Annotated in this window: 19 protein-coding genes, 1 tRNA gene and 2 pseudogenes; 10 read left to right on the top strand and 12 right to left on the bottom strand. The window is 55.7% G+C overall.

The window, feature by feature from the left end; all coding sequences use genetic code 11:
- Together MJ643_RS26410 and MJ643_RS26405 are read left to right on the top strand one after the other, a co-directional pair.
- Positions 1-206, top strand: a 206-nt coding sequence (locus tag MJ643_RS26410; protein WP_247727111.1) for a hypothetical protein, incomplete at its 5' end; no start/stop codon positions are given.
- Positions 196-411 (top strand): hypothetical protein, encoded by a 216-nt coding sequence (locus MJ643_RS26405; protein ID WP_023662103.1) that lies wholly within the window; start codon positions 196-198, stop codon positions 409-411. The genes MJ643_RS26410 and MJ643_RS26405, both read left to right, overlap by 11 nt.
- Positions 412-579: 168 nt before the next feature.
- On the opposite strand, the gene MJ643_RS26400 is transcribed toward MJ643_RS26405, so the two are convergent.
- The 5 genes from MJ643_RS26400 to MJ643_RS26380 form a co-directional block, all read right to left on the bottom strand.
- Positions 580-1,179, bottom strand: a complete 600-nt coding sequence (locus MJ643_RS26400; protein WP_247727110.1) for a hypothetical protein — start codon at positions 1,177-1,179, stop codon at positions 580-582.
- A 479-nt stretch (positions 1,180-1,658) separates the two neighbouring features.
- Entirely contained in the window at positions 1,659-2,711 is a 1,053-nt protein-coding gene (locus MJ643_RS26395) for a tyrosine-type recombinase/integrase (protein WP_013973206.1), read from the bottom strand.
- A 1-nt stretch (position 2,712) separates the two neighbouring features.
- Positions 2,713-2,958: a DUF4224 domain-containing protein gene (locus tag MJ643_RS26390; RefSeq protein ID WP_003251051.1), complete on the bottom strand. Its 246-nt coding sequence runs from the start codon at positions 2,956-2,958 to the stop codon at positions 2,713-2,715.
- Positions 2,959-2,997: 39 nt separating this feature from the next.
- A complete protein-coding gene (locus tag MJ643_RS26385; RefSeq protein ID WP_023662813.1) occupies positions 2,998-3,378 on the bottom strand; it encodes a hypothetical protein in 381 nt (126 codons plus the stop codon).
- Between the two features lie 545 nt (positions 3,379-3,923).
- Complete coding sequence (locus tag MJ643_RS26380; protein WP_023662811.1) at positions 3,924-4,253, bottom strand: hypothetical protein; 330 nt, start codon at positions 4,251-4,253, stop codon at positions 3,924-3,926.
- Positions 4,254-4,376: 123 nt separating this feature from the next.
- Between MJ643_RS26380 and MJ643_RS26375 the strand changes: the two genes are divergently transcribed.
- Positions 4,377-4,604 (top strand): hypothetical protein, encoded by a 228-nt coding sequence (locus tag MJ643_RS26375; RefSeq protein WP_023662810.1) that lies wholly within the window; start codon positions 4,377-4,379, stop codon positions 4,602-4,604.
- Positions 4,605-4,702: 98 nt separating this feature from the next.
- On the opposite strand, the pseudogene MJ643_RS26370 reads toward MJ643_RS26375, so the two are convergent.
- Positions 4,703-5,110, bottom strand: a pseudogene (locus MJ643_RS26370) (RNA-directed DNA polymerase); the annotation flags it as partial.
- A 3-nt stretch (positions 5,111-5,113) separates the two neighbouring features.
- On the opposite strand from MJ643_RS26370, the pseudogene MJ643_RS26365 reads away from it, so the two are divergent.
- Positions 5,114-5,401, top strand: a pseudogene (locus MJ643_RS26365) (DUF2514 family protein); the annotation flags it as partial.
- A gap of 134 nt (positions 5,402-5,535) precedes the next feature.
- Complete coding sequence (locus MJ643_RS26360; RefSeq protein ID WP_013973203.1) at positions 5,536-5,985, top strand: carboxymuconolactone decarboxylase family protein; 450 nt, start codon at positions 5,536-5,538, stop codon at positions 5,983-5,985.
- Positions 5,986-6,138: 153 nt separating this feature from the next.
- Here the strand turns inward: MJ643_RS26360 and MJ643_RS26355 are convergent, their stop codons facing one another.
- Positions 6,139-6,843: an SDR family oxidoreductase gene (locus MJ643_RS26355; protein WP_013973202.1), complete on the bottom strand. Its 705-nt coding sequence runs from the start codon at positions 6,841-6,843 to the stop codon at positions 6,139-6,141.
- 98 nt (positions 6,844-6,941) lie between these two features.
- Positions 6,942-7,835: a LysR substrate-binding domain-containing protein gene (locus tag MJ643_RS26350; protein WP_013973201.1), complete on the bottom strand. Its 894-nt coding sequence runs from the start codon at positions 7,833-7,835 to the stop codon at positions 6,942-6,944.
- Between the two features lie 217 nt (positions 7,836-8,052).
- Here MJ643_RS26350 and MJ643_RS26345 point away from each other — a divergent pair, with 217 nt between their 5' ends.
- The gene (locus tag MJ643_RS26345) at positions 8,053-9,267 is read left to right on the top strand and encodes an aldose 1-epimerase family protein (RefSeq protein ID WP_013973200.1); all 1,215 of its coding nucleotides are present in this window, start codon (positions 8,053-8,055) and stop codon (positions 9,265-9,267) included.
- Positions 9,268-9,584: 317 nt separating this feature from the next.
- Here MJ643_RS26345 and MJ643_RS26340 read toward each other — a convergent pair whose 3' ends face one another.
- Positions 9,585-9,821, bottom strand: coding sequence for a hypothetical protein (locus tag MJ643_RS26340; RefSeq protein WP_013973199.1), 237 nt, complete (start codon positions 9,819-9,821; stop codon positions 9,585-9,587).
- Between the two features lie 165 nt (positions 9,822-9,986).
- On the bottom strand, positions 9,987-10,997 hold the full coding sequence (adhP, locus tag MJ643_RS26335; protein WP_013973198.1) for an alcohol dehydrogenase AdhP: 1,011 nt from the start codon (positions 10,995-10,997) through the stop codon (positions 9,987-9,989).
- A 459-nt stretch (positions 10,998-11,456) separates the two neighbouring features.
- Between adhP and MJ643_RS26330 the strand changes: the two genes are divergently transcribed.
- On the top strand, positions 11,457-11,654 hold the full coding sequence (locus MJ643_RS26330; protein ID WP_013973197.1) for a hypothetical protein: 198 nt from the start codon (positions 11,457-11,459) through the stop codon (positions 11,652-11,654).
- Between the two features lies 1 nt (position 11,655).
- Here MJ643_RS26330 and MJ643_RS26325 read toward each other — a convergent pair whose 3' ends face one another.
- Positions 11,656-12,069 (bottom strand): DoxX family protein, encoded by a 414-nt coding sequence (locus MJ643_RS26325; RefSeq protein WP_015270882.1) that lies wholly within the window; start codon positions 12,067-12,069, stop codon positions 11,656-11,658.
- Positions 12,070-12,596: 527 nt separating this feature from the next.
- Positions 12,597-12,681: transfer RNA gene (locus tag MJ643_RS26320), tRNA-Leu, on the bottom strand.
- 74 nt (positions 12,682-12,755) lie between these two features.
- Between MJ643_RS26320 and MJ643_RS26315 the strand changes: the two genes are divergently transcribed.
- The 3 genes from MJ643_RS26315 (at position 12,756) to MJ643_RS26305 (ending at position 15,940) form a co-directional block, all read left to right on the top strand.
- Positions 12,756-14,141, top strand: a complete 1,386-nt coding sequence (locus MJ643_RS26315; RefSeq protein ID WP_247727109.1) for an integrase family protein — start codon at positions 12,756-12,758, stop codon at positions 14,139-14,141.
- A 351-nt stretch (positions 14,142-14,492) separates the two neighbouring features.
- Positions 14,493-14,786: a hypothetical protein gene (locus tag MJ643_RS26310; RefSeq protein ID WP_156858355.1), complete on the top strand. Its 294-nt coding sequence runs from the start codon at positions 14,493-14,495 to the stop codon at positions 14,784-14,786.
- Positions 14,783-15,940: a relaxase/mobilization nuclease domain-containing protein gene (locus MJ643_RS26305; RefSeq protein WP_156858354.1), complete on the top strand. Its 1,158-nt coding sequence runs from the start codon at positions 14,783-14,785 to the stop codon at positions 15,938-15,940. The genes MJ643_RS26310 and MJ643_RS26305 overlap by 4 nt, the downstream gene beginning before the upstream one ends.
- Positions 15,941-16,001: the final 61 nt, after the last annotated feature.

Here is a 16,001-nt window from a genome sequence, read left to right as displayed (position 1 = left end):
ACCACAGTGAGCCGCTGGGCCGGGTTTCGACCCAGGCGTGGGTGTTCAACCCGTCCCCCGGTCCCGACATCATCCCCCGGCTGCACGACGCCAAGCTCAATGGCATGGCCCAGCTCGGGATCAACATCAACGGTGTCGAGGAAATCGACGGTGTGTTGTATGCCCAGTCGTGGTGGTGTCGGGCGGTGGGCAGTTATGGCGACTGAGCTTCCGCAGGCCTGGCTGGACGAGCTGAACGACCAGGTTGCCCTGGTGGCTGATCCTGATGGGCGCGCAGCAGTACTCAGCGAGATGGCCTATGCCGGGCACCGCCGAAAGGAGGTCGATGACGGTGATCTGGTCGACATGCTCGAGCTTGCCGAGGCAGCCAGGCTGTGGGCGCTGGATGAGTCTGAGAGGGATTTGGAGTAGTTCGGCAGAACGCCGGAGGAGGGTGGTCTGGGCTGTCTAATACCGCTCAAAAGCATCTCGGTTTTACTGGGCGAAAGTCGCTGAAACAGGCCGAACCGTATTAGACAGGAGAGGTGCACAGGCCGCTTGTGACGCGGCCTGAGGCTCGAATCTCACGCTACTGCTGCATTACTGGGGCGAGGATTGCGGAAAGAAAATTCGCTCAACCTCAGCGAGAAAGGCTTTGTAAAATTCTAGACCCAATGTGGCCAGCTTAGTCGGGTGCATATCGGTTAATGGTTGACCGAGGTGTGAGGTTGGAGGCTCATACCATTGACCGTTGTTTTTCACTCGAAGAGCTACTGGTAGCGGCGGTACCTCCGTGACGACTAATGGGTCGCCGCGGTATTCAACAATCTGCCCTGAGGGGCCGATCACCAGCTTTTCGATAAATCCTCCCCTACGATCAATGAAATTCATTCCTGTGTACCCCGGATTCATCTTCGCTAAATCCTGAATTGAATGGTTGTCTACGTCTCGGGCTGCCTTGAGATAGCTGAGGAGCATGTCCTTTCTGCGAAGCTTGACGTACTTACCCTGCCAAGGCTGAAACTTCTCCTGAAAAGGGACGCATGCGCGCTCTGCTTTTATCCAGGCCTTTTCTATATGCCCCAAAAACTCCCGCCACTCATGCTCGTAAATGTCAAACGACTTCGCCCCGATCATTGACTCCAACGCTCGCCCAGCCGCGGCGATGTTCGCTTTGGAGTGCTTCAATGGATCTGTCATATAGTAAGCTTCCTGCAAGGTAAGAGTGCTGCGGATTGTAGCGGTCACCTGAGCTTTTTTTCATCAAGAATCGATTCGAAACCGGAGCAGCAACCCTTGCAGTATGGGGTCTGTAGCCGTGTCGTTTCGTCTTAGTTTTGGAATCGATTTCGCGGTACAGCCCGCATTGAATAGGCTTTAGCCCACGGTCTTGAAAACCGCTGAGCAGGCGCGAAAATCAGTTCCGCAACTGCTGACATGCCCCTTGATTTTAAAGGGCTGCAGCGTTGCTAAAAAAGCTTCTATGCGGAATTGATTTTCTCGTAAGCTACTGAAATCCAAGGAAATGCGGCTCGGATTGCAAATCCGTCTACGCCGGTTCGATTCCGACCTCGGCCTCCACCATTCGAAAGCCCCGCAGATTAACGTCTGCGGGGTTTTTCTTTATGGGTTTGAAAAGGCCAAGAGTTCCGAAACTTTTAGGGTGGAGTTCCGAAACTTCAACCTTTCGAAGGCTTCGCGATGGCGCCGACGCGACGATAGACCCGCTCGGTAATTCCCTCTTTCGAGTGGCCCAGCAGCAAGCTTGCATCAGTCAGATCGTTGATTTCGGATGCGGCTTTGGGTCGGATGTCCCTGAACTGGAACTGAGCAATTCGGTTTGCAAGTTCGGGCTGCTTATTGCTTATTGCCTTCACCCGCGCTGTCTCCCTGGCGTCCTGCCAGCGGTTACGTAACATCTCCCACGACAATCGCTTGCCGTTGCTGTTCAGGATGAAGAACGGCGAAAGGTGCTCACTATTTCGGCGCATGATGCGCTCCAGCAGAGTACCCAGGCTGTTGTTCACGCCATTCGTCTGCAGCATGATCCGAAGACGCTTCCCTGTCTTGCCCTGGCTCACCAGCAGATAAATCCCCTCAATATCGTCCCTTCGCATTGAAAGCACATCTGCTGGCCGCTGGCCTGTGAGATATGCCAAGTCCATAGCGTCTTTCAATTCTTCCGACGCTTCCTCATACACGGCCTTCCACACAGCTTCGTTGGCGTAATAGTCGCGAGGTTTCTCTTTGTTCTTGCGTACACCCAGGCAAGGGTTATCCCTGGTGGTGAGCCCCCATTCCCTTGCCGTGTTGAAAACATGGGAGAGCAGGGCGATTTCCCTGTTTGCCCTGGTCTTTGCCGACCGCGAATCGCGGTACTGGGCAATCATGGCCGGCGTGATCGCATCGATGGGCGCTGAGTCGAATACGGCGCGCAACTGCTTGAGCTCGTAGATGTTGTCCTTCTGGGTCCTGGCGGCCTTGCCCGGGATGATCTTGCGCTCGTACTCGTCGAAGATTCCCTTCATCGTCTTCAGCTCGGCGGGAGTGGCCTTGGCTTCAAAGTCGGCCCACTTCAGCTTGGCCTGCACCAGGTCGGTACCGAGTGGGATTTCCTTGCCGGTTTGGTCGCGATAGTAGTAGCCGACCCATGTGTTGCCATTTTTCCTGGTGCGCTTTCGCCGGTACATGCCCGGCGGCAGGTCGCGGTTCTCGGTACTTCTGGGTCGCATGTCACTTTACTCGGGAGAAATCAGGGGTCCAGGCCGGTGCTGGGGGCGGGGCTGCAGCGACAGGCACGGTGTCGATCACCACGCCGCTCAGCTTCTGTCGGGCGTACTGGCGGCCAACCAGTGGCCGGCCGCCGCGGCTCTCGACAAAGTGCCAGCCTTTTTCTGTGAGCCAACGGCGCTGCCACGCCCGGGGTTTGTAGCCGGTGATCGCCACCAGCTCTTCGTCCGAAAGGATCTCGGTTTCCATGGGATGGTCTCCACGCCGCCGGTGGCGGCAGGTTGGTGGTCAGGCCTTGGCCGGGAACCACTCGTTGTCATATTCGAACTGGCTGACCAGCTCGACAGAGATGTGGGGGATCTCGCGTTCAAAGCGCAGCGTGCCGTAGTGACGCTCGGCGAAAGCCTTTGCCTCCTCGACAAAGCTCTCCTTGAATATCCGCACCAGATGGTCGGCCGCCTTCTCAAAGTCCTCCTCGCGGTAGTTCTCCTCGACCAGGGCGCCGCGGCAGATGCGCCACACGCAGCGTTTCGGCTGGGCTTCAGCTGCCTGGATCTTCAGGGCCATCTGGTCGCGGGCGTACCGCAACTGGTCAAGGGTAAGGGTTTCCACCCACTGGTCAGTTCCGATCCGCATGGTGTGGCCGTGCTCGCACTTTATTTCGGGCATGGGGTGATCCTCGCCCGCGCATGTCGGCGGGCTTGAGTAGTGGGTGGGTGATTAGGGTTCGGTGATTGGCGCGGGGATGGCTTGGGCCTTCCACTCTGGATCGATCTTCCAGGCGATGCAGGGCGGCTCGGTTTTGCTCTTGTAGCCGGCTAGCCAGTAGAAGCCGCTGTGTTTGGATGTCCCGCAAATGCTGCAGGTGTGCCAGCTACCCATGCCGCGCGCCGAGAATGGCTGGTACCGGTGGTTGTTCACCGTGGGCCTCGGTAGATCAGGTAGGCCATGTACATCAGGGGCAGGATCATGGCTGCACCTCCTTCGGCGCGTCCCAGGCAGCCATCTTGCTGTCCACATCCTTCTCGCAGAGCCAGTGATGTTCGCGTAACCACAGGTACCGGTCGGCGTTCTTGCGCAGCGCCTCGTTCTCAGCCAGCAGCGATTCGACGCCTGTAGCCAGGGCTCGTGCTGTACGTCGATGACGTTCTCTTGGGGCTGTGGTGCTGCGCTGGCGCCGGTGGCCAGCAGCAGGAGGCAGAGGGCGAGGCGGGTCATGCCGCCACCTTGTGGCGGATCCACACGCAAACAGGGCCGTCTTCGGTGTCGTGGATCGAGAAGGTGAACCAGCCATCACCGACCGGCTTGCTTGGCTGCCAGGGCGTGCAGTCATAGTCGCCGCCGGCGTCGAGCCATTCCGCATTCAGTTCTTCCGGGCCGTCGTTTTCCATCTCGATCACGCAGTACTCCAGGCCTTGGTCACCGAACCAGCTGAACGGAAGTGCGCATTCGTCGCCGTCGTCTGGCCAAGCCGGGTGGGTCCAGAAGCCGTATTCATCGCGCTCCACCTGTAGCGGCTGGATCAGTTGCTTTTCTTCAGGCATGACATACTCCTGCCGATTTATCGGAATTATTTGAAAGTGATGGGATTTAACTGGGGAACCGGCAGTCCACCGTATGAGCCGTTGAAGCTGATAGCTCTGTCATCCATCCGTGAGGTGAGCTATATGCCCAACGCAAAGGAAAGCCATTACCAGGCTTATCTGCTTCTCAGAGAGCTCGATGCTCAAATTGCTGCCACGATGAACCAGATCGCCTATGGGCGAATGAATGGGATCGAATGGGAAAAGACCTGCAAAGCCCACCGAATCGCCTTCGATGAGTGGATCAAATTCGCCGATATACGGGCCGCTGAAGGAAAAGATTCAGTTTCAGAAAGCCATAACGACGACTGACTGGCCGATGGCTATCGACAATTCTCCTCGCCGCGATATCGCGGCAGTGAATAGAGGGGAGAGGGGTTGCAGCGGAGTGGAGTACAAATGTGCTCCTGTCATCGCTTACGGTACGTCTGGGTCAATGCGCTGTTGACCACATGCCCGCGCCGCAGCACAAGATTGGCCAGTGCTGCACGATCCTTCAGGCTATGGCTGGCCTGACCAAGCAGGCCGAAGTAGCTGTTGGCCGTCTCGAGCAGGTTCTCTGCTGGCACTGCAGCCGTTCGCTTCATGGCCTGCGCCACTGACTTCTTGCGAGTGGTGCGCCGCCATGGATTGATCACATGGCCGACGAAGTCCACGCCACGGTCAATTGGCTGCAGGATGGTCTTCGAGGGGTTTAACCTGACGCCCAGGCTGGGCAGGAAGTCCTCGATCTGTCGGAGCCAGTCATTCAGCTGCTGCGGCGACTCATGCAGCAGCACGAAGTCGTCGACATAGCGAATGTAGTGCTTGGCCTTGAGCATGCACGCAAGAAACTGGAAGAGGTCACCAGCCGCGCTACTGCTGCTGAGTCTGCTGCTGGCGGGCTGTACGATGAGATCGCCCGACTGCGCGCCGGCCGCCGAGCCACCTGCGATACCATCGCTGCCCAGCAGCGCCAGGCAGGAACCTCTGCCGTCGTGGTGCTCGGGGGATTGCTTGAAGAGTCTGACCGAATGGCGGGCAGCTGCGCAGCAGCGCTTGAGAGAAGCCGAATAGCCGGCCTGGCTTGTGAGGCGGTGATCGACGGTTTTGGAAAGTTCTCTCCATAGCAAGGAAGCAGGGAGGCAGAAAAGCGCCCTAGCCACCTATTGGAACCCAGAAATTACAGCGGATTGGACCCATGAGCCGAGCCGCGTACGCAATAAAATGCGTCTGTGTTTACGAAAGCGCTTATGGAGTATGTATGACTCGTATGAATTGGTTTGAAAAGTCTCCCGGTGCAGCAAAAGCGCTGACCGGTTTACACCACTATGTAACCACCGGAACGAATCTACCTCCGGAGTTGATACATCTGGTCTTCCTTCGGGTATCACAGATCAATGGTTGCGCGTTCTGCATCGATCTTCACTCTCGTGACTTGATCAAAGGCCGCATGCCAGTTGACAAGGTGCTGCTAGTCGCGGTTTGGCATGAGGCGGAACACTTATTCTCTGATCTAGAGCGCGCTGCATTGAAGTGGGCAGAAGAGGTGACCAATGTGGGAGAAACCCATGTTTCGGACGAGGCCTACGCTGCCGCCTCCGCGGTCTTCAACGAGCGAGACTTGGTGGATTTGACTGCCACGATTGCTGCAATGAACGCTTTCAACAGGATGGGGGTTACGTTCAGACTCAAGCCTGCCGCGAAGGGGTAGCTGTCAACCGCCTAACCCTGCGAAGGAAGTCGCCAAGGTGGAGCTCGGTTTTCCGCCTTATCGGGGTGTGAAGTCAGGGTCAATTGTAGCCGCATCGCCTCGATCCACTGAATAGCGGGCACTGGGGCGAAGCAGTGCTGCGGCCACGGACGATCAAATGCTGCGTGTTACGCCGCCATCGACCCTGATGTTCTGCCCAGTGATGTAGGCCGCGCCTTCGCTAGCAAGGAACGCAATGGTCGCAGCGATTTCTTCGCTGGTGCCGTAGCGCTTGAGCGGCACGCTGTCGCGGCGTTGCTCGGTGCTCGGCAAGCTGTCGATCCAGCCAGGGAGGACGTTGTTGATGCGCACGTTATCGCCGGCGAAATTGTCGGCGAAGATCTTGGTGAACGCGGCAAGGCCCGAGCGGAATACCGCAGAAGTCGGAAACAGTTCGCTGGGTTCGAACGCCCAGGCAGTGGAGATGTTGATGATCACTCCGCTCTTCTGACGCTGCATGTAAGGCGTCACCAGCCGAGTCGGGCGAATGACATTGAGCAGGTAAGTATCCATGCCCTTGTGCCAATCCTCGTCGCTGATTTCCAGGATTGGCGCGCGTGGACCATGGCCGGCGCTATTGACCAGCACATCGATACGGCCCCACTTCTCCACGACAGCGTCGACCAGGCGTTGCAGGTCTTCAACCGACTGGTTGCTACCGGTTACACCAATACCGCCGAGTTCGGCAGCCAACGCCTCGCCCTTGCCCGAAGAGGAGAGAATCCCAACCTTGAAGCCTTCGGCGGCCAGGCGTCGTGCTGCCGCAGCGCCCATGCCGCTGCCACCTGCCGTGATAATCGCAACTTTTTCTACTGGCATGCTGCCTCCAATCTCTCAATGCTGATTTTTCAGGTGCATTCACCTTAGCAGCAGCCCCATTGGTGAGGGAGACAGCTAAACTTCACTATTACGATAGATTAACTATCGGCAGCTTGTTGCTTGAGCCAGCGTTGGACCACGCTCAACGAGTCCGGCTGTTTCATCTTGCGTGGCCAGACCAGATAAAACGACTTGTCGATCCTGAGTTGCTGGGGAAAAACCTGCATCAGCCGGCCTGCGGCAATGTCATCACCGACGAACGCAGGGCTGGCCAGGGCAATGCCCTGGCCGCTGATTGCCGCTTCAATGGCTAATGAGGTCTGATTGAAACGCAGGTTTCTGGCCGTGGGCTGCATGTGTTGTGGGAACAGCTCTGCAAGGAACTGAGGCCAGAAATTATGGGCGTCGTGCAACATGACGAAATCCTGCAATTGCGCAAAGCTTGCAGGTATTTCGCTGCCTTCGAACAGCTTTGGGCTGGCCACCGCAACGATTAGCTGCTCCATCAGCAGTTCGCTATTCAAGCCCGCTCCGAACTCGGGCTTGCCATAACGGACAGCGATATCAACACCATCGGTGCTGAAGTGCGACAGCCGATCGGTTGCCAGCACACGCAAATCGATGTCTGGATGACTCTGCGCAAAATTGCCGAGCCTGGGAATCAGCCATTTTGAGGCGAAGGTAGGTGTAACGCTGACTGTCAGGTGAGAAGTCTGTGGCCGAAGCAGGCGTGTTGCCTCGTCGATCATGGCCAGCGCACTTCGAATGCTCCCGCTATAGCCCAGGCCTGCATCAGTCAACGCCAAACCGCGGGGTAGGCGTTCAAACAAACGCAGATCCAGGCTCGCTTCCAGCCCGCGTATCTGCTGGGCAACTGCCGCCTGGGTCACACCCAGTTCCTCGGCAGCCACACGGAAGTTCAAGCGGCGAGCCACCACTTCAAAAACACGCAACGCGTTCAGCGAGGGCAAATCAGGGAAACCGTCTGGCATGGCAATGAAAATTCTATCGAGTTGTGCAGTTTTTCTGTTTCTCTGATGCCTTCACAAGGTTGATAACCTGATCGGGCTCGAAAGATTCACTGTGCCGAGGCTACTCCCCGAAAATAGCTAAAGAAACCCATGCCAATCGAAAGCATCGCTTGGCTAGCTTGCTGAAACGTTTCTTCGTGTCTATAAAGGGGAACAACTCCAAGAAAGGCAACCTGTTATGCCCCTCCTCAAATTCTTCGTTGCACTTGGCGCCCTGACTGCGGCTTCCAACACCATGGCCTGGGATTACGTTCTGCTCGACACCGACAAAGCCGCCCAGAACTGGCAGATCACCAGCCAGCAACTTGGTGTAAAAACCGAAAAGCCCTTCAGCGTTACCTTGCGCACCTTGCACGGCGGTCGGCAAGAGGGTGTCAGCATCGTCGACATCGATAACGGTACGATGAAACTTTCGGTCGTGCCGACCCGTGGAATGAACGTCTTGCAGGCGTCGGTCGGCAATGTGCGCATGGGCTGGGATTCGCCGGTCAAGGAAGTGGTCAACCCGTCCTTCATCGACCTCAACGGGCGCAATGGCCTGGGCTGGCTGGAAGGTTTCAATGAACTGGTCACCCGCTGCGGTTACGAATGGGTCGGCCACCCTGGCGTCGACAACGGCGAACTGCTGACCCTGCACGGTCGGGCTGCCAACACTCCTGCGAACCAAGTCACCCTGCACATTGATGAGAAGCCCCCTTACGCCATTACCTTGCGTGGTGTACTGAAAGAGCAGGCATTCAAGAAAGTCGACTTCTCCGTCGTGACCGAACTGGTCACCGAACCCGGCAGCGTGAAGTTCGCCCTCAACGACACCTTGACCAACAACGGTGACTATCCGAAGGAATACCAGGCGCTTTATCACAGTAACTTCAGCACCCCGTTTCTGGAGCAGGGCGCTCGTTTTGCCGCGCCAGTGAAGCAAGTGTCGCCATTCAACGACAAGGCAAGGGCAGATCTGCCCGACTGGCAAACCTACCGAGCGCCGACCAAGGACTATGACGAAACGGTTTACAACGTGGTGCCGTATGCCGATGACCAGGGCAATACATTGACCGTGTTGCATGACAAGGCTGGCAATCTGGGCGTTTCGGTCGGCTTCAATACTCGGACATTGCCTGTATTTTCCCTGTGGAAAAATACCGATACACAAGGCCAGGGTTATGTGACCGGGCTCGAGCCGGGGACGAGTTTTTCCTACAACCGCCGTTACCAGCGGCCACTGAACCTAGTGCCGACAATCGGGCCGAAGGAACACAGGCAGTTCCACATCAGCTACAGCTTGTTGGCGGACAAGGTGGCAGTGGACAAGGCCTTGAAACAGGTTGGCGAGATACAAGGTGGGCGCGAAACCGAGGTGCGGCAGACGCCATTGGTTGATCTGACCAAGGGGTAACGCCGACCAGGGCATGTCGGCCCTGTCGACTAGTCAGATCTATCAAGTTGTTGGGTTCATACCTATGCTGAAAGGCTGCTTTCGACCCACGGCGGACACTGATCCAAAGCTCTGTAGTCAGTACCGGCCTCATCGCCGGCAAGCCGGCTCCCACAGGAATATCACCAACTTTCAGGCATGCGCTGTACCTGTGGGAGCCGCGCTTGCCGGCGATGGGCCGCGAAGCGGCCTTGGTTACAGATTTCCGCTATGGGTCGATAGCTGTCTGTCGCCTACGGCCCTAGGATCCATCGCCCGCCGCTCCGCCCATTCAAACGCTAGCCTTCAGGCGGGGATATCCCACAAACGAATTCATCCGATCCCAGGCGGTGCGAGCCGAACTCCACAACATAGCCTGCCCCGCGGCGCACCGCCTCGGCCCTGGCGGTCCTCTGGTCGGCAAACACATCGACGAAATGCCAGGGATGCCGGTCTCTCAGTACGCCCCATCCAAGTACCCAGCCGTCGTTGTCCGGGTCGGGTGGCAGGTTTTTCGCCAAGCTGCGGATGCCCATACGTTCACTCCGATGTGCTAGCCAGTCTTCTGCTTGCGAACCGACTACAAACCACGACTTGGATAAAATCGTGTATCAAGCATAGCGCTTACCTGAAACCAGGACCTAAGGCGCGTCCATTTCAGGGTAGTGTGCGCTGCACCAATAGCCAGCGCACATGGGTCATCACCCCTCGAACTGAATCACCATCCGCCCTTTGATCTTGCCCTCCAGCATCTCATCGAAGATCTGGTTGATATCCTCGATCGGTCGCAGAGTCACCTTCGGCACCACTTTCCCTTCCGCCGCAAACTGGAAAGCTTCCTGCAGGTCCTGGCGGGTACCGACCAGCGAGCCGATCACTTCGATACCGTCCAGCACCAGGCGAGGGATGTTCAGGTTCATGGCTTCCGACGGCAGGCCGACCGCAACCAGGCGGCCACCCGCACGCAGGGCGTCAACGGCCGAGTTGAAGGCAGCCTTGGCAACGGCGGTAACCACGGCGGCATGGGCGCCACCGGTCTTGGCCTGGATGACCTTGGCGGCATCCTCGGTGCGTGAGTTTATGACCAGGTCAGCGCCCATCTCGCTGGCGAAGCGCAGTTGCTCTTCGTTGACGTCGATGGCGATCACTTTGGCGTTGAAGACGTTCTTGGCATATTGCAGGGCAAGGTTGCCCAGGCCGCCGAGGCCGTAGATGGCGATCCATTGGCCGGGGCGGATGTTGGAGATCTTCACCGCCTTGTAGGTGGTGACGCCGGCGCAGGTAATACTGCTGGCGGCAGCGGAGTCGAGCCCGTCGGGCACTTTGACCGAGTAGTCGGCCTTGACGATGCAGGCTTCGGCCATGCCGCCGTCCACGGTGTAGCCGGAGTTCTTCACTTCGCGGCACAGGGTTTCGTTGCCGCTGTTGCAATACTCGCAATGCCCGCAGCCCTGGTAGAACCAGGCCACGCTGGCGCGGTCGCCCGGTTTGAGCGAGGTGACGCCTGGCCCTACTGCCTGGACCACGCCGATGCCTTCGTGACCTAGCACCACACCGGTCTTGTCACCGAAGTCGCCATTTTTCACATGCAGGTCGGTGTGGCACACACCGCAGCATTGCATCTTCAGCAGCGCTTCACCGTGCTCGAGGGGGCGCAGGGTTTTCTCCACCACTTCCACGCGACGGCCTGGTGCAACAACAGCAGCTTTCATACGAGCCTCCGTATCCTGTTCCGAATGGGCTTGCTTATCGCCGGCTAAGCATAGCCCTGGGCCGATACGGTAAAACTGCCTCAGGTCATGGTCAGAGGCACTGTGCATGCCACAAAAAGAAAAGCCCGCGGCAACGATGCGGCGGGCTGTAGGAACATAGGGAGCAGGTTCAGTGTGCCCAGCGGGATGTCAGCATTTTGTGAAGCTCAGGTGATGGACTTGTCATGCATGGCTCAGCTCGAGGGTGGCCAGCATGGGCCGGGTTCCATGTGATTTCACTGCACTGGACGGAGGGGGAGTGGCAGCAATAAAAAAGCCCGCCGGGTATGGCGGGCAAGCAACGTTTGAAGGGAGAGCCTGCAGCTTGGGTCTGGCCGGTTAACCCAGCATTAAGCGGTAATGCATTGACCTGTGCAGCCGATCCGCCTATACAGGCCTGCCACCAGCCCAGGAGTCAGCATGCGCGACGAAGATGACCTGCACGAACCCGAACATGATCACCTGCTTGATCACGAATTCCTCTACGACGACACTGAAGCAGAAGCCGATGCCCGAGGCGTCGAGGATGACATCGAGGAGGACGAAGAAACGCTGGATGACCTTGATGAAGAAGAGCGTGATCACCCAGCCTGGTTCGACGACCGCGAAGACGACTGACTCAGCGCCCGTCCACCGAAAAACGCCCGGGGCCGCTTACCGCCAGTAACAACATGCCGCCCATGATGCTGAGGTTTTTCAGGAACTGGGTCATGTTGGCGCTGCGCTCAGGGTCGACCATGTTCCAGAACGGGTGGCCCAGCAGCGCCGTGCCCAGCACGAACAACGCAAACAGGAAGGCCAGAGGCCGGGTGTAGAAACCGAGGATCAGCAGTATGCCGACGGCGAATTCCATGAGCACGGCTACTGCCGCTGCCAACATGGGGGCAGGAGCGCCCAGTGAAGTCATGTAGCCGACCGTGCCTTCGAACCCGGTCAGCTTGCCCCAGCCAGACAAGACGAACAGGATCATCAGCAGCACACGGGCAATCAGGATAATGATGTCGCGTTGACCATCGAACAGGGAGTAGCGCATGGCGGCGTTCCAGTGGACGGGTTCAAGCTCCACTCTAGCAGCTGCGCAACACCTTGCAGGCGGGCAGCAAAAAGGCGCCGCGAGGGCGCCTTTTGCGAAGAAATTTGGTGCGAGTGGCGGGACTCGAACCCGCAAGGCTCACGCCGACAGATTTTAAGTCATTCTTCCCTCAATCCGCTGGCAAGAGCTTATGAAAGCTTACGAGAGCTGAGCTCCGTGTTTTTGAGCTTAAAAGCTTTGAGAATCAAGGCTTTGGGGTGACTATCGCACCGCTGAGCAGAGATGGCTTGAGAGGGGAGAAGCTGGGGGGAGCTGACGGTGCGGCTACCAAATCAGCTACCAAGCGCTACCAAGAAGCTACCAAGAAGCTACCAAGCGGCTGCCGAGAGCTACCAAGCACCTGGACGGCCAGGCTGATCAGTTTTTAGGCAAATTCCGGGCGTGCGAAGGCCCAAGGCGTTTAGCCGCGACAGACAGGTAAGGGGTTTGAAGCTGATCGCCAGGGATGACGAGGGGAGGGTGTTGCTTGGTGCCCCGGGCCGGACTCGAACCGGCACACCTTTCGGCGGCGCATTTTAAGTGCGATGTGTCTACCAATTTCACCACCGGGGCAGGTGTGAAGCAGGCGATTAGACACGAAAATCATGAAGAAATCAACGGTTTAGGAACCGGGTAGGAGTGTGCCTGTGGCTGTGAAAATCAATTTTACCAAGGACGCTATTAGGGATTTGACGTGCCCTGATGGTAAGTCTGAGATTTACGTATATGACACGCATACCAAAGGCCTGGCTGTCCGCGTTACCAAGGCTGGTGGCAAAACCTTTTATGTGATCCGCAAAGTTAATGGCAAGGATCAGCGCCGCAAAATTGATGTATTTGACTACAAGACTACTAAGCTTCCAGTAATCAGAGAGTCAGCGGAAAAGACTTATGCAAACCTTGACGTAATTCTCGTTGCCGAGGAAAGGAAAAGTTTGCGGGATAGCATTACCGTTGATGATGCGTTTGAGATGATGATTGCCGGAAAAAGTGAACTGGCGGAAAGCACAGTGGGCGATTATCGTACAACTTACGATAATTACGTTAGGCCGCTACTGGGGATGCGACCTCTTGGCACGATTTCGAACAAGGACGTACTTGAGCTGCACGCCAAAACAAGTCAGCCCGTCATGCGCGCAAATGGTGTAATGAGTGAGCCCCGGCATAGGTCTGCCAACAAGGCCGTAACTTTGCTCGGTTCAATTTTTTCTTTTTCAATCGTGGTTATCCTTGATGATGCAAACCAGCGGGTCTATGACTTCAACCCTGTTGACATCATGACTACTATTAAGAAGTGGCACAAAAACAAACGATCTAAAATCCGAGTGAATCCAGAGGAGCTCGGCGCAATTATCTCCGCGTCAATTGAAATTGGTGATAAGGCTCCGCTTAGGGAAGTACCTACATCCTTTAAGAGTGCTTCAGCTGCCGTGTTGTTTATGCTCTTTTCCGGGATCAGGCCAGGTGAGATTGGTAAGATTCGAAAAGAATACGTCTGCCATAAGACCCGCTCAATTATCTTTCCAGCTCGCGACCAGGTGAAAAGAAAGTGTGATGCCCTGAAAAATGCTGAGGAGTTCCACCTGGTACTTAATGACAGTGCTTATTGCCAGCTGCTTTACGCTGCCAAGCAAAATTCCGGTGATTATGTTTTTGCGGGTGTGGAGCAGGAGAAACTCAGCGAAGCTAACGTCAGGGATTTTTTGACAAAGGTTTCCAACCAGCTTTTGGATAAAAAACACCTTCCACGCAAAATTCTTCGCGCAAGTTTTATTTCAATTGCCGAGAGGGCAGGAGTGGGCGCGTTTTACATCAAAGTGCTGTGCAACCATAGCGGCCAAGGTCAGTCGGTGGATGTAACCGATGGATACAAGTCTGCCTATCTGACCGAAATTCGCAACGCAACCACCAAGGTTGAAAGCGAAATTTACGATAGTGCAAAGATCGACAAGGACATCGTTTGTCGTGGTTATTTGTCTTCACTTAAACCGCTTGATGCAAAGATTCTGCAAGTGAAGTCTGTCGCACTCTGAACCAGGTCACTCTCACCGATAGCGAAATCGCATTGGTTGCTTGCGACGTCACACTCTTGCCTTGTGATTTCGCACTCGACCATTGTGATTTCGCTCTCGTTGTTTGCGGTTTTCGCACTCATACACTGCGATTTCGCATTCACACCTTGCGAAAGTTTAGGTATACAAGCAAATAAATAAAAATAATCAACAAAAGCACTAGAATCACTAAAAGCTCCAATTGCATAATAATCCTAGAGCTTCTTTTTAGCCAGTTGTGTCTATGTTAGACAAATAAGGAAAGCTACTCACATCCCTCCGGGTGTTGCGTTAAAAAAGGCTCGATAACTAAAACAATAAAGGTGGGTCAAGATGAAAACTACAGATAAGCAAAACAAAGAGGCAATGATTTCCTTTAGGCTTAATAGGTCTGAGCTCGACACGCTTAATGCCAAGATGTCTGAAGCAGGCTACAAGTCCGCAAGCGCGTTTATCAGGGACTTTGTTGCGAACGGCCAGGTCAAGCCCAAAGTAAGCCAGGACGTAGTCCAGATCGCCCGCGAGCTCATGAACCTAGCCTCGATGATCAACGCCGACCGCCCAGGCTCTGAGCTATTGGAAAAGGTTAAGTACATCGCCCAGGTAAACCTTGGGGGTGTGCAATGATCGGCAAAATCTTCCCAAAATCTGCAGGTTCATTTAAGGGCCGTATAAGGTACATATTCGGATGCACCAAGCACGACCACGAAATTTCCGGCATCCGAACGATCAGCCATAACACAATGAGCCGCGACCCCCTGCCAGCCGTCCTCCAGGGTGATGAATCAGACGTACTGGAGATGATCCGCGAGTTCGACCAGGTCGAGAACCTGCGGCGCCTGTCCATAGACTCCGACAAGCCGATCAAGCCGGTATTTCACGCCATGCTGTCACTCCGTCCAGGCGAATCCCTAACCACGTCCCAATGGCGCACAGCCGTCGAAACCTACCTAGACGACCTCGGCTTTGACGAAACAAACCAGTTCGTTGCGGTAATGCATCAAGACAAAGACCATCAACACGTACACATCGTCGCAAACCGCATCCGCCTCAACGACGACTTTTCTATGGTCAAGGACAGCAATGAACGATCCGTCAGCCTGGACTCTGTATCCAAAATCGAAGACCGCTTTAACCTAAGCAAAGCACCAAAGCCCAAAGACACATGGGGCGTATCGATCACCCATGCAGAACTCCAGGCATCGATCAGGGACGGCGACCTGCCCCTGAAACACAAAATGATTGCCAAAATTGCAGGCGCCATCGAGGCCACGACCGCCCAGGACGGCGACATGTTCGACTTCGTCAGGGCGTTGAGAAAGCAAAAGGTCTACATCCACCTCGCCCTCAACGACGAAGGCCAGCCCAAGGGCATCAGCTTCGAGTTTGATGGCAAACACATCAGCGGTAGACAACTCAAACGCTCCCGGCTCACCTGGCACAAACTAACAACTCAAGAAGGAATTAAATATGATCCAGAAACCATTCATCAACTTCAGGTCGAGATTGCAAGAAGAGATAGCGAAGAACAAGAAAGACTTAGAGTCTACTACTATGAGTTCGTACCAGTCTCAGGGCGTAGAAAAAAGCCGCTCTACATCAAGTTTACAGGGCGAGACTACCAGCTCCAAAAGCTGATTAAGGAGATCCTGGAACTCATTGACGCCTTGTTTGATGCGATATTTAAGCCTAGGGAGTGCAGGCTTAAAGTTAGGTACATCGAGTATATTCCTGGTCAGCCCCTAGAATTCGAGGAGGAACAAGATCTAGAGCTGCACTGACCTACGCGGCTAGTGACAAAGGAGGATTAGTTAGTCCTCCTTTGTCACGTTGTCAGCTTTT

It is taken from the genome of Pseudomonas sp. PNPG3, assembly GCF_023093815.1.
In the GTDB taxonomy this organism is placed as follows: Bacteria; Pseudomonadota; Gammaproteobacteria; order Pseudomonadales; family Pseudomonadaceae; genus Aquipseudomonas; species Aquipseudomonas asiatica.
The sequence above is the reverse complement of the archived record's forward strand: the minus strand, read 5'-3'. Positions and strand labels throughout refer to the sequence as shown.

Excerpts from the sequence above, each read along its gene's own strand:
- MJ643_RS26380 (WP_023662811.1), bottom strand. The coding sequence starts at position 4,253 with ATGCCTGAAGAAAAGCAACTGATCCAGCCGCTACAGGTGGAGCGCGAT.
- MJ643_RS26355 (WP_013973202.1), bottom strand. The coding sequence starts at position 6,843 with ATGCCAGTAGAAAAAGTTGCGATTATCACGGCAGGTGGCAGCGGCATG.
- MJ643_RS26390 (WP_003251051.1), bottom strand. The coding sequence starts at position 2,958 with ATGGAAACCGAGATCCTTTCGGACGAAGAGCTGGTGGCGATCACCGGC.
- MJ643_RS26375 (WP_023662810.1), top strand. The coding sequence starts at position 4,377 with ATGCCCAACGCAAAGGAAAGCCATTACCAGGCTTATCTGCTTCTCAGA.
- adhP (WP_013973198.1), bottom strand. The coding sequence starts at position 10,997 with ATGAAAGCTGCTGTTGTTGCACCAGGCCGTCGCGTGGAAGTGGTGGAG.
- MJ643_RS26330 (WP_013973197.1), top strand. The coding sequence starts at position 11,457 with ATGCGCGACGAAGATGACCTGCACGAACCCGAACATGATCACCTGCTT.
- MJ643_RS26385 (WP_023662813.1), bottom strand. The coding sequence starts at position 3,378 with ATGCCCGAAATAAAGTGCGAGCACGGCCACACCATGCGGATCGGAACT.
- MJ643_RS26400 (WP_247727110.1), bottom strand. The coding sequence starts at position 1,179 with ATGACAGATCCATTGAAGCACTCCAAAGCGAACATCGCCGCGGCTGGG.
- MJ643_RS26340 (WP_013973199.1), bottom strand. The coding sequence starts at position 9,821 with ATGGGCATCCGCAGCTTGGCGAAAAACCTGCCACCCGACCCGGACAAC.
- MJ643_RS26305 (WP_156858354.1), top strand. The coding sequence starts at position 14,783 with ATGATCGGCAAAATCTTCCCAAAATCTGCAGGTTCATTTAAGGGCCGT.
- MJ643_RS26310 (WP_156858355.1), top strand. The coding sequence starts at position 14,493 with ATGAAAACTACAGATAAGCAAAACAAAGAGGCAATGATTTCCTTTAGG.
- MJ643_RS26395 (WP_013973206.1), bottom strand. The coding sequence starts at position 2,711 with ATGCGACCCAGAAGTACCGAGAACCGCGACCTGCCGCCGGGCATGTAC.
- MJ643_RS26350 (WP_013973201.1), bottom strand. The coding sequence starts at position 7,835 with ATGCCAGACGGTTTCCCTGATTTGCCCTCGCTGAACGCGTTGCGTGTT.
- MJ643_RS26405 (WP_023662103.1), top strand. The coding sequence starts at position 196 with ATGGCGACTGAGCTTCCGCAGGCCTGGCTGGACGAGCTGAACGACCAG.
- MJ643_RS26325 (WP_015270882.1), bottom strand. The coding sequence starts at position 12,069 with ATGCGCTACTCCCTGTTCGATGGTCAACGCGACATCATTATCCTGATT.
- MJ643_RS26345 (WP_013973200.1), top strand. The coding sequence starts at position 8,053 with ATGCCCCTCCTCAAATTCTTCGTTGCACTTGGCGCCCTGACTGCGGCT.
- MJ643_RS26360 (WP_013973203.1), top strand. The coding sequence starts at position 5,536 with ATGACTCGTATGAATTGGTTTGAAAAGTCTCCCGGTGCAGCAAAAGCG.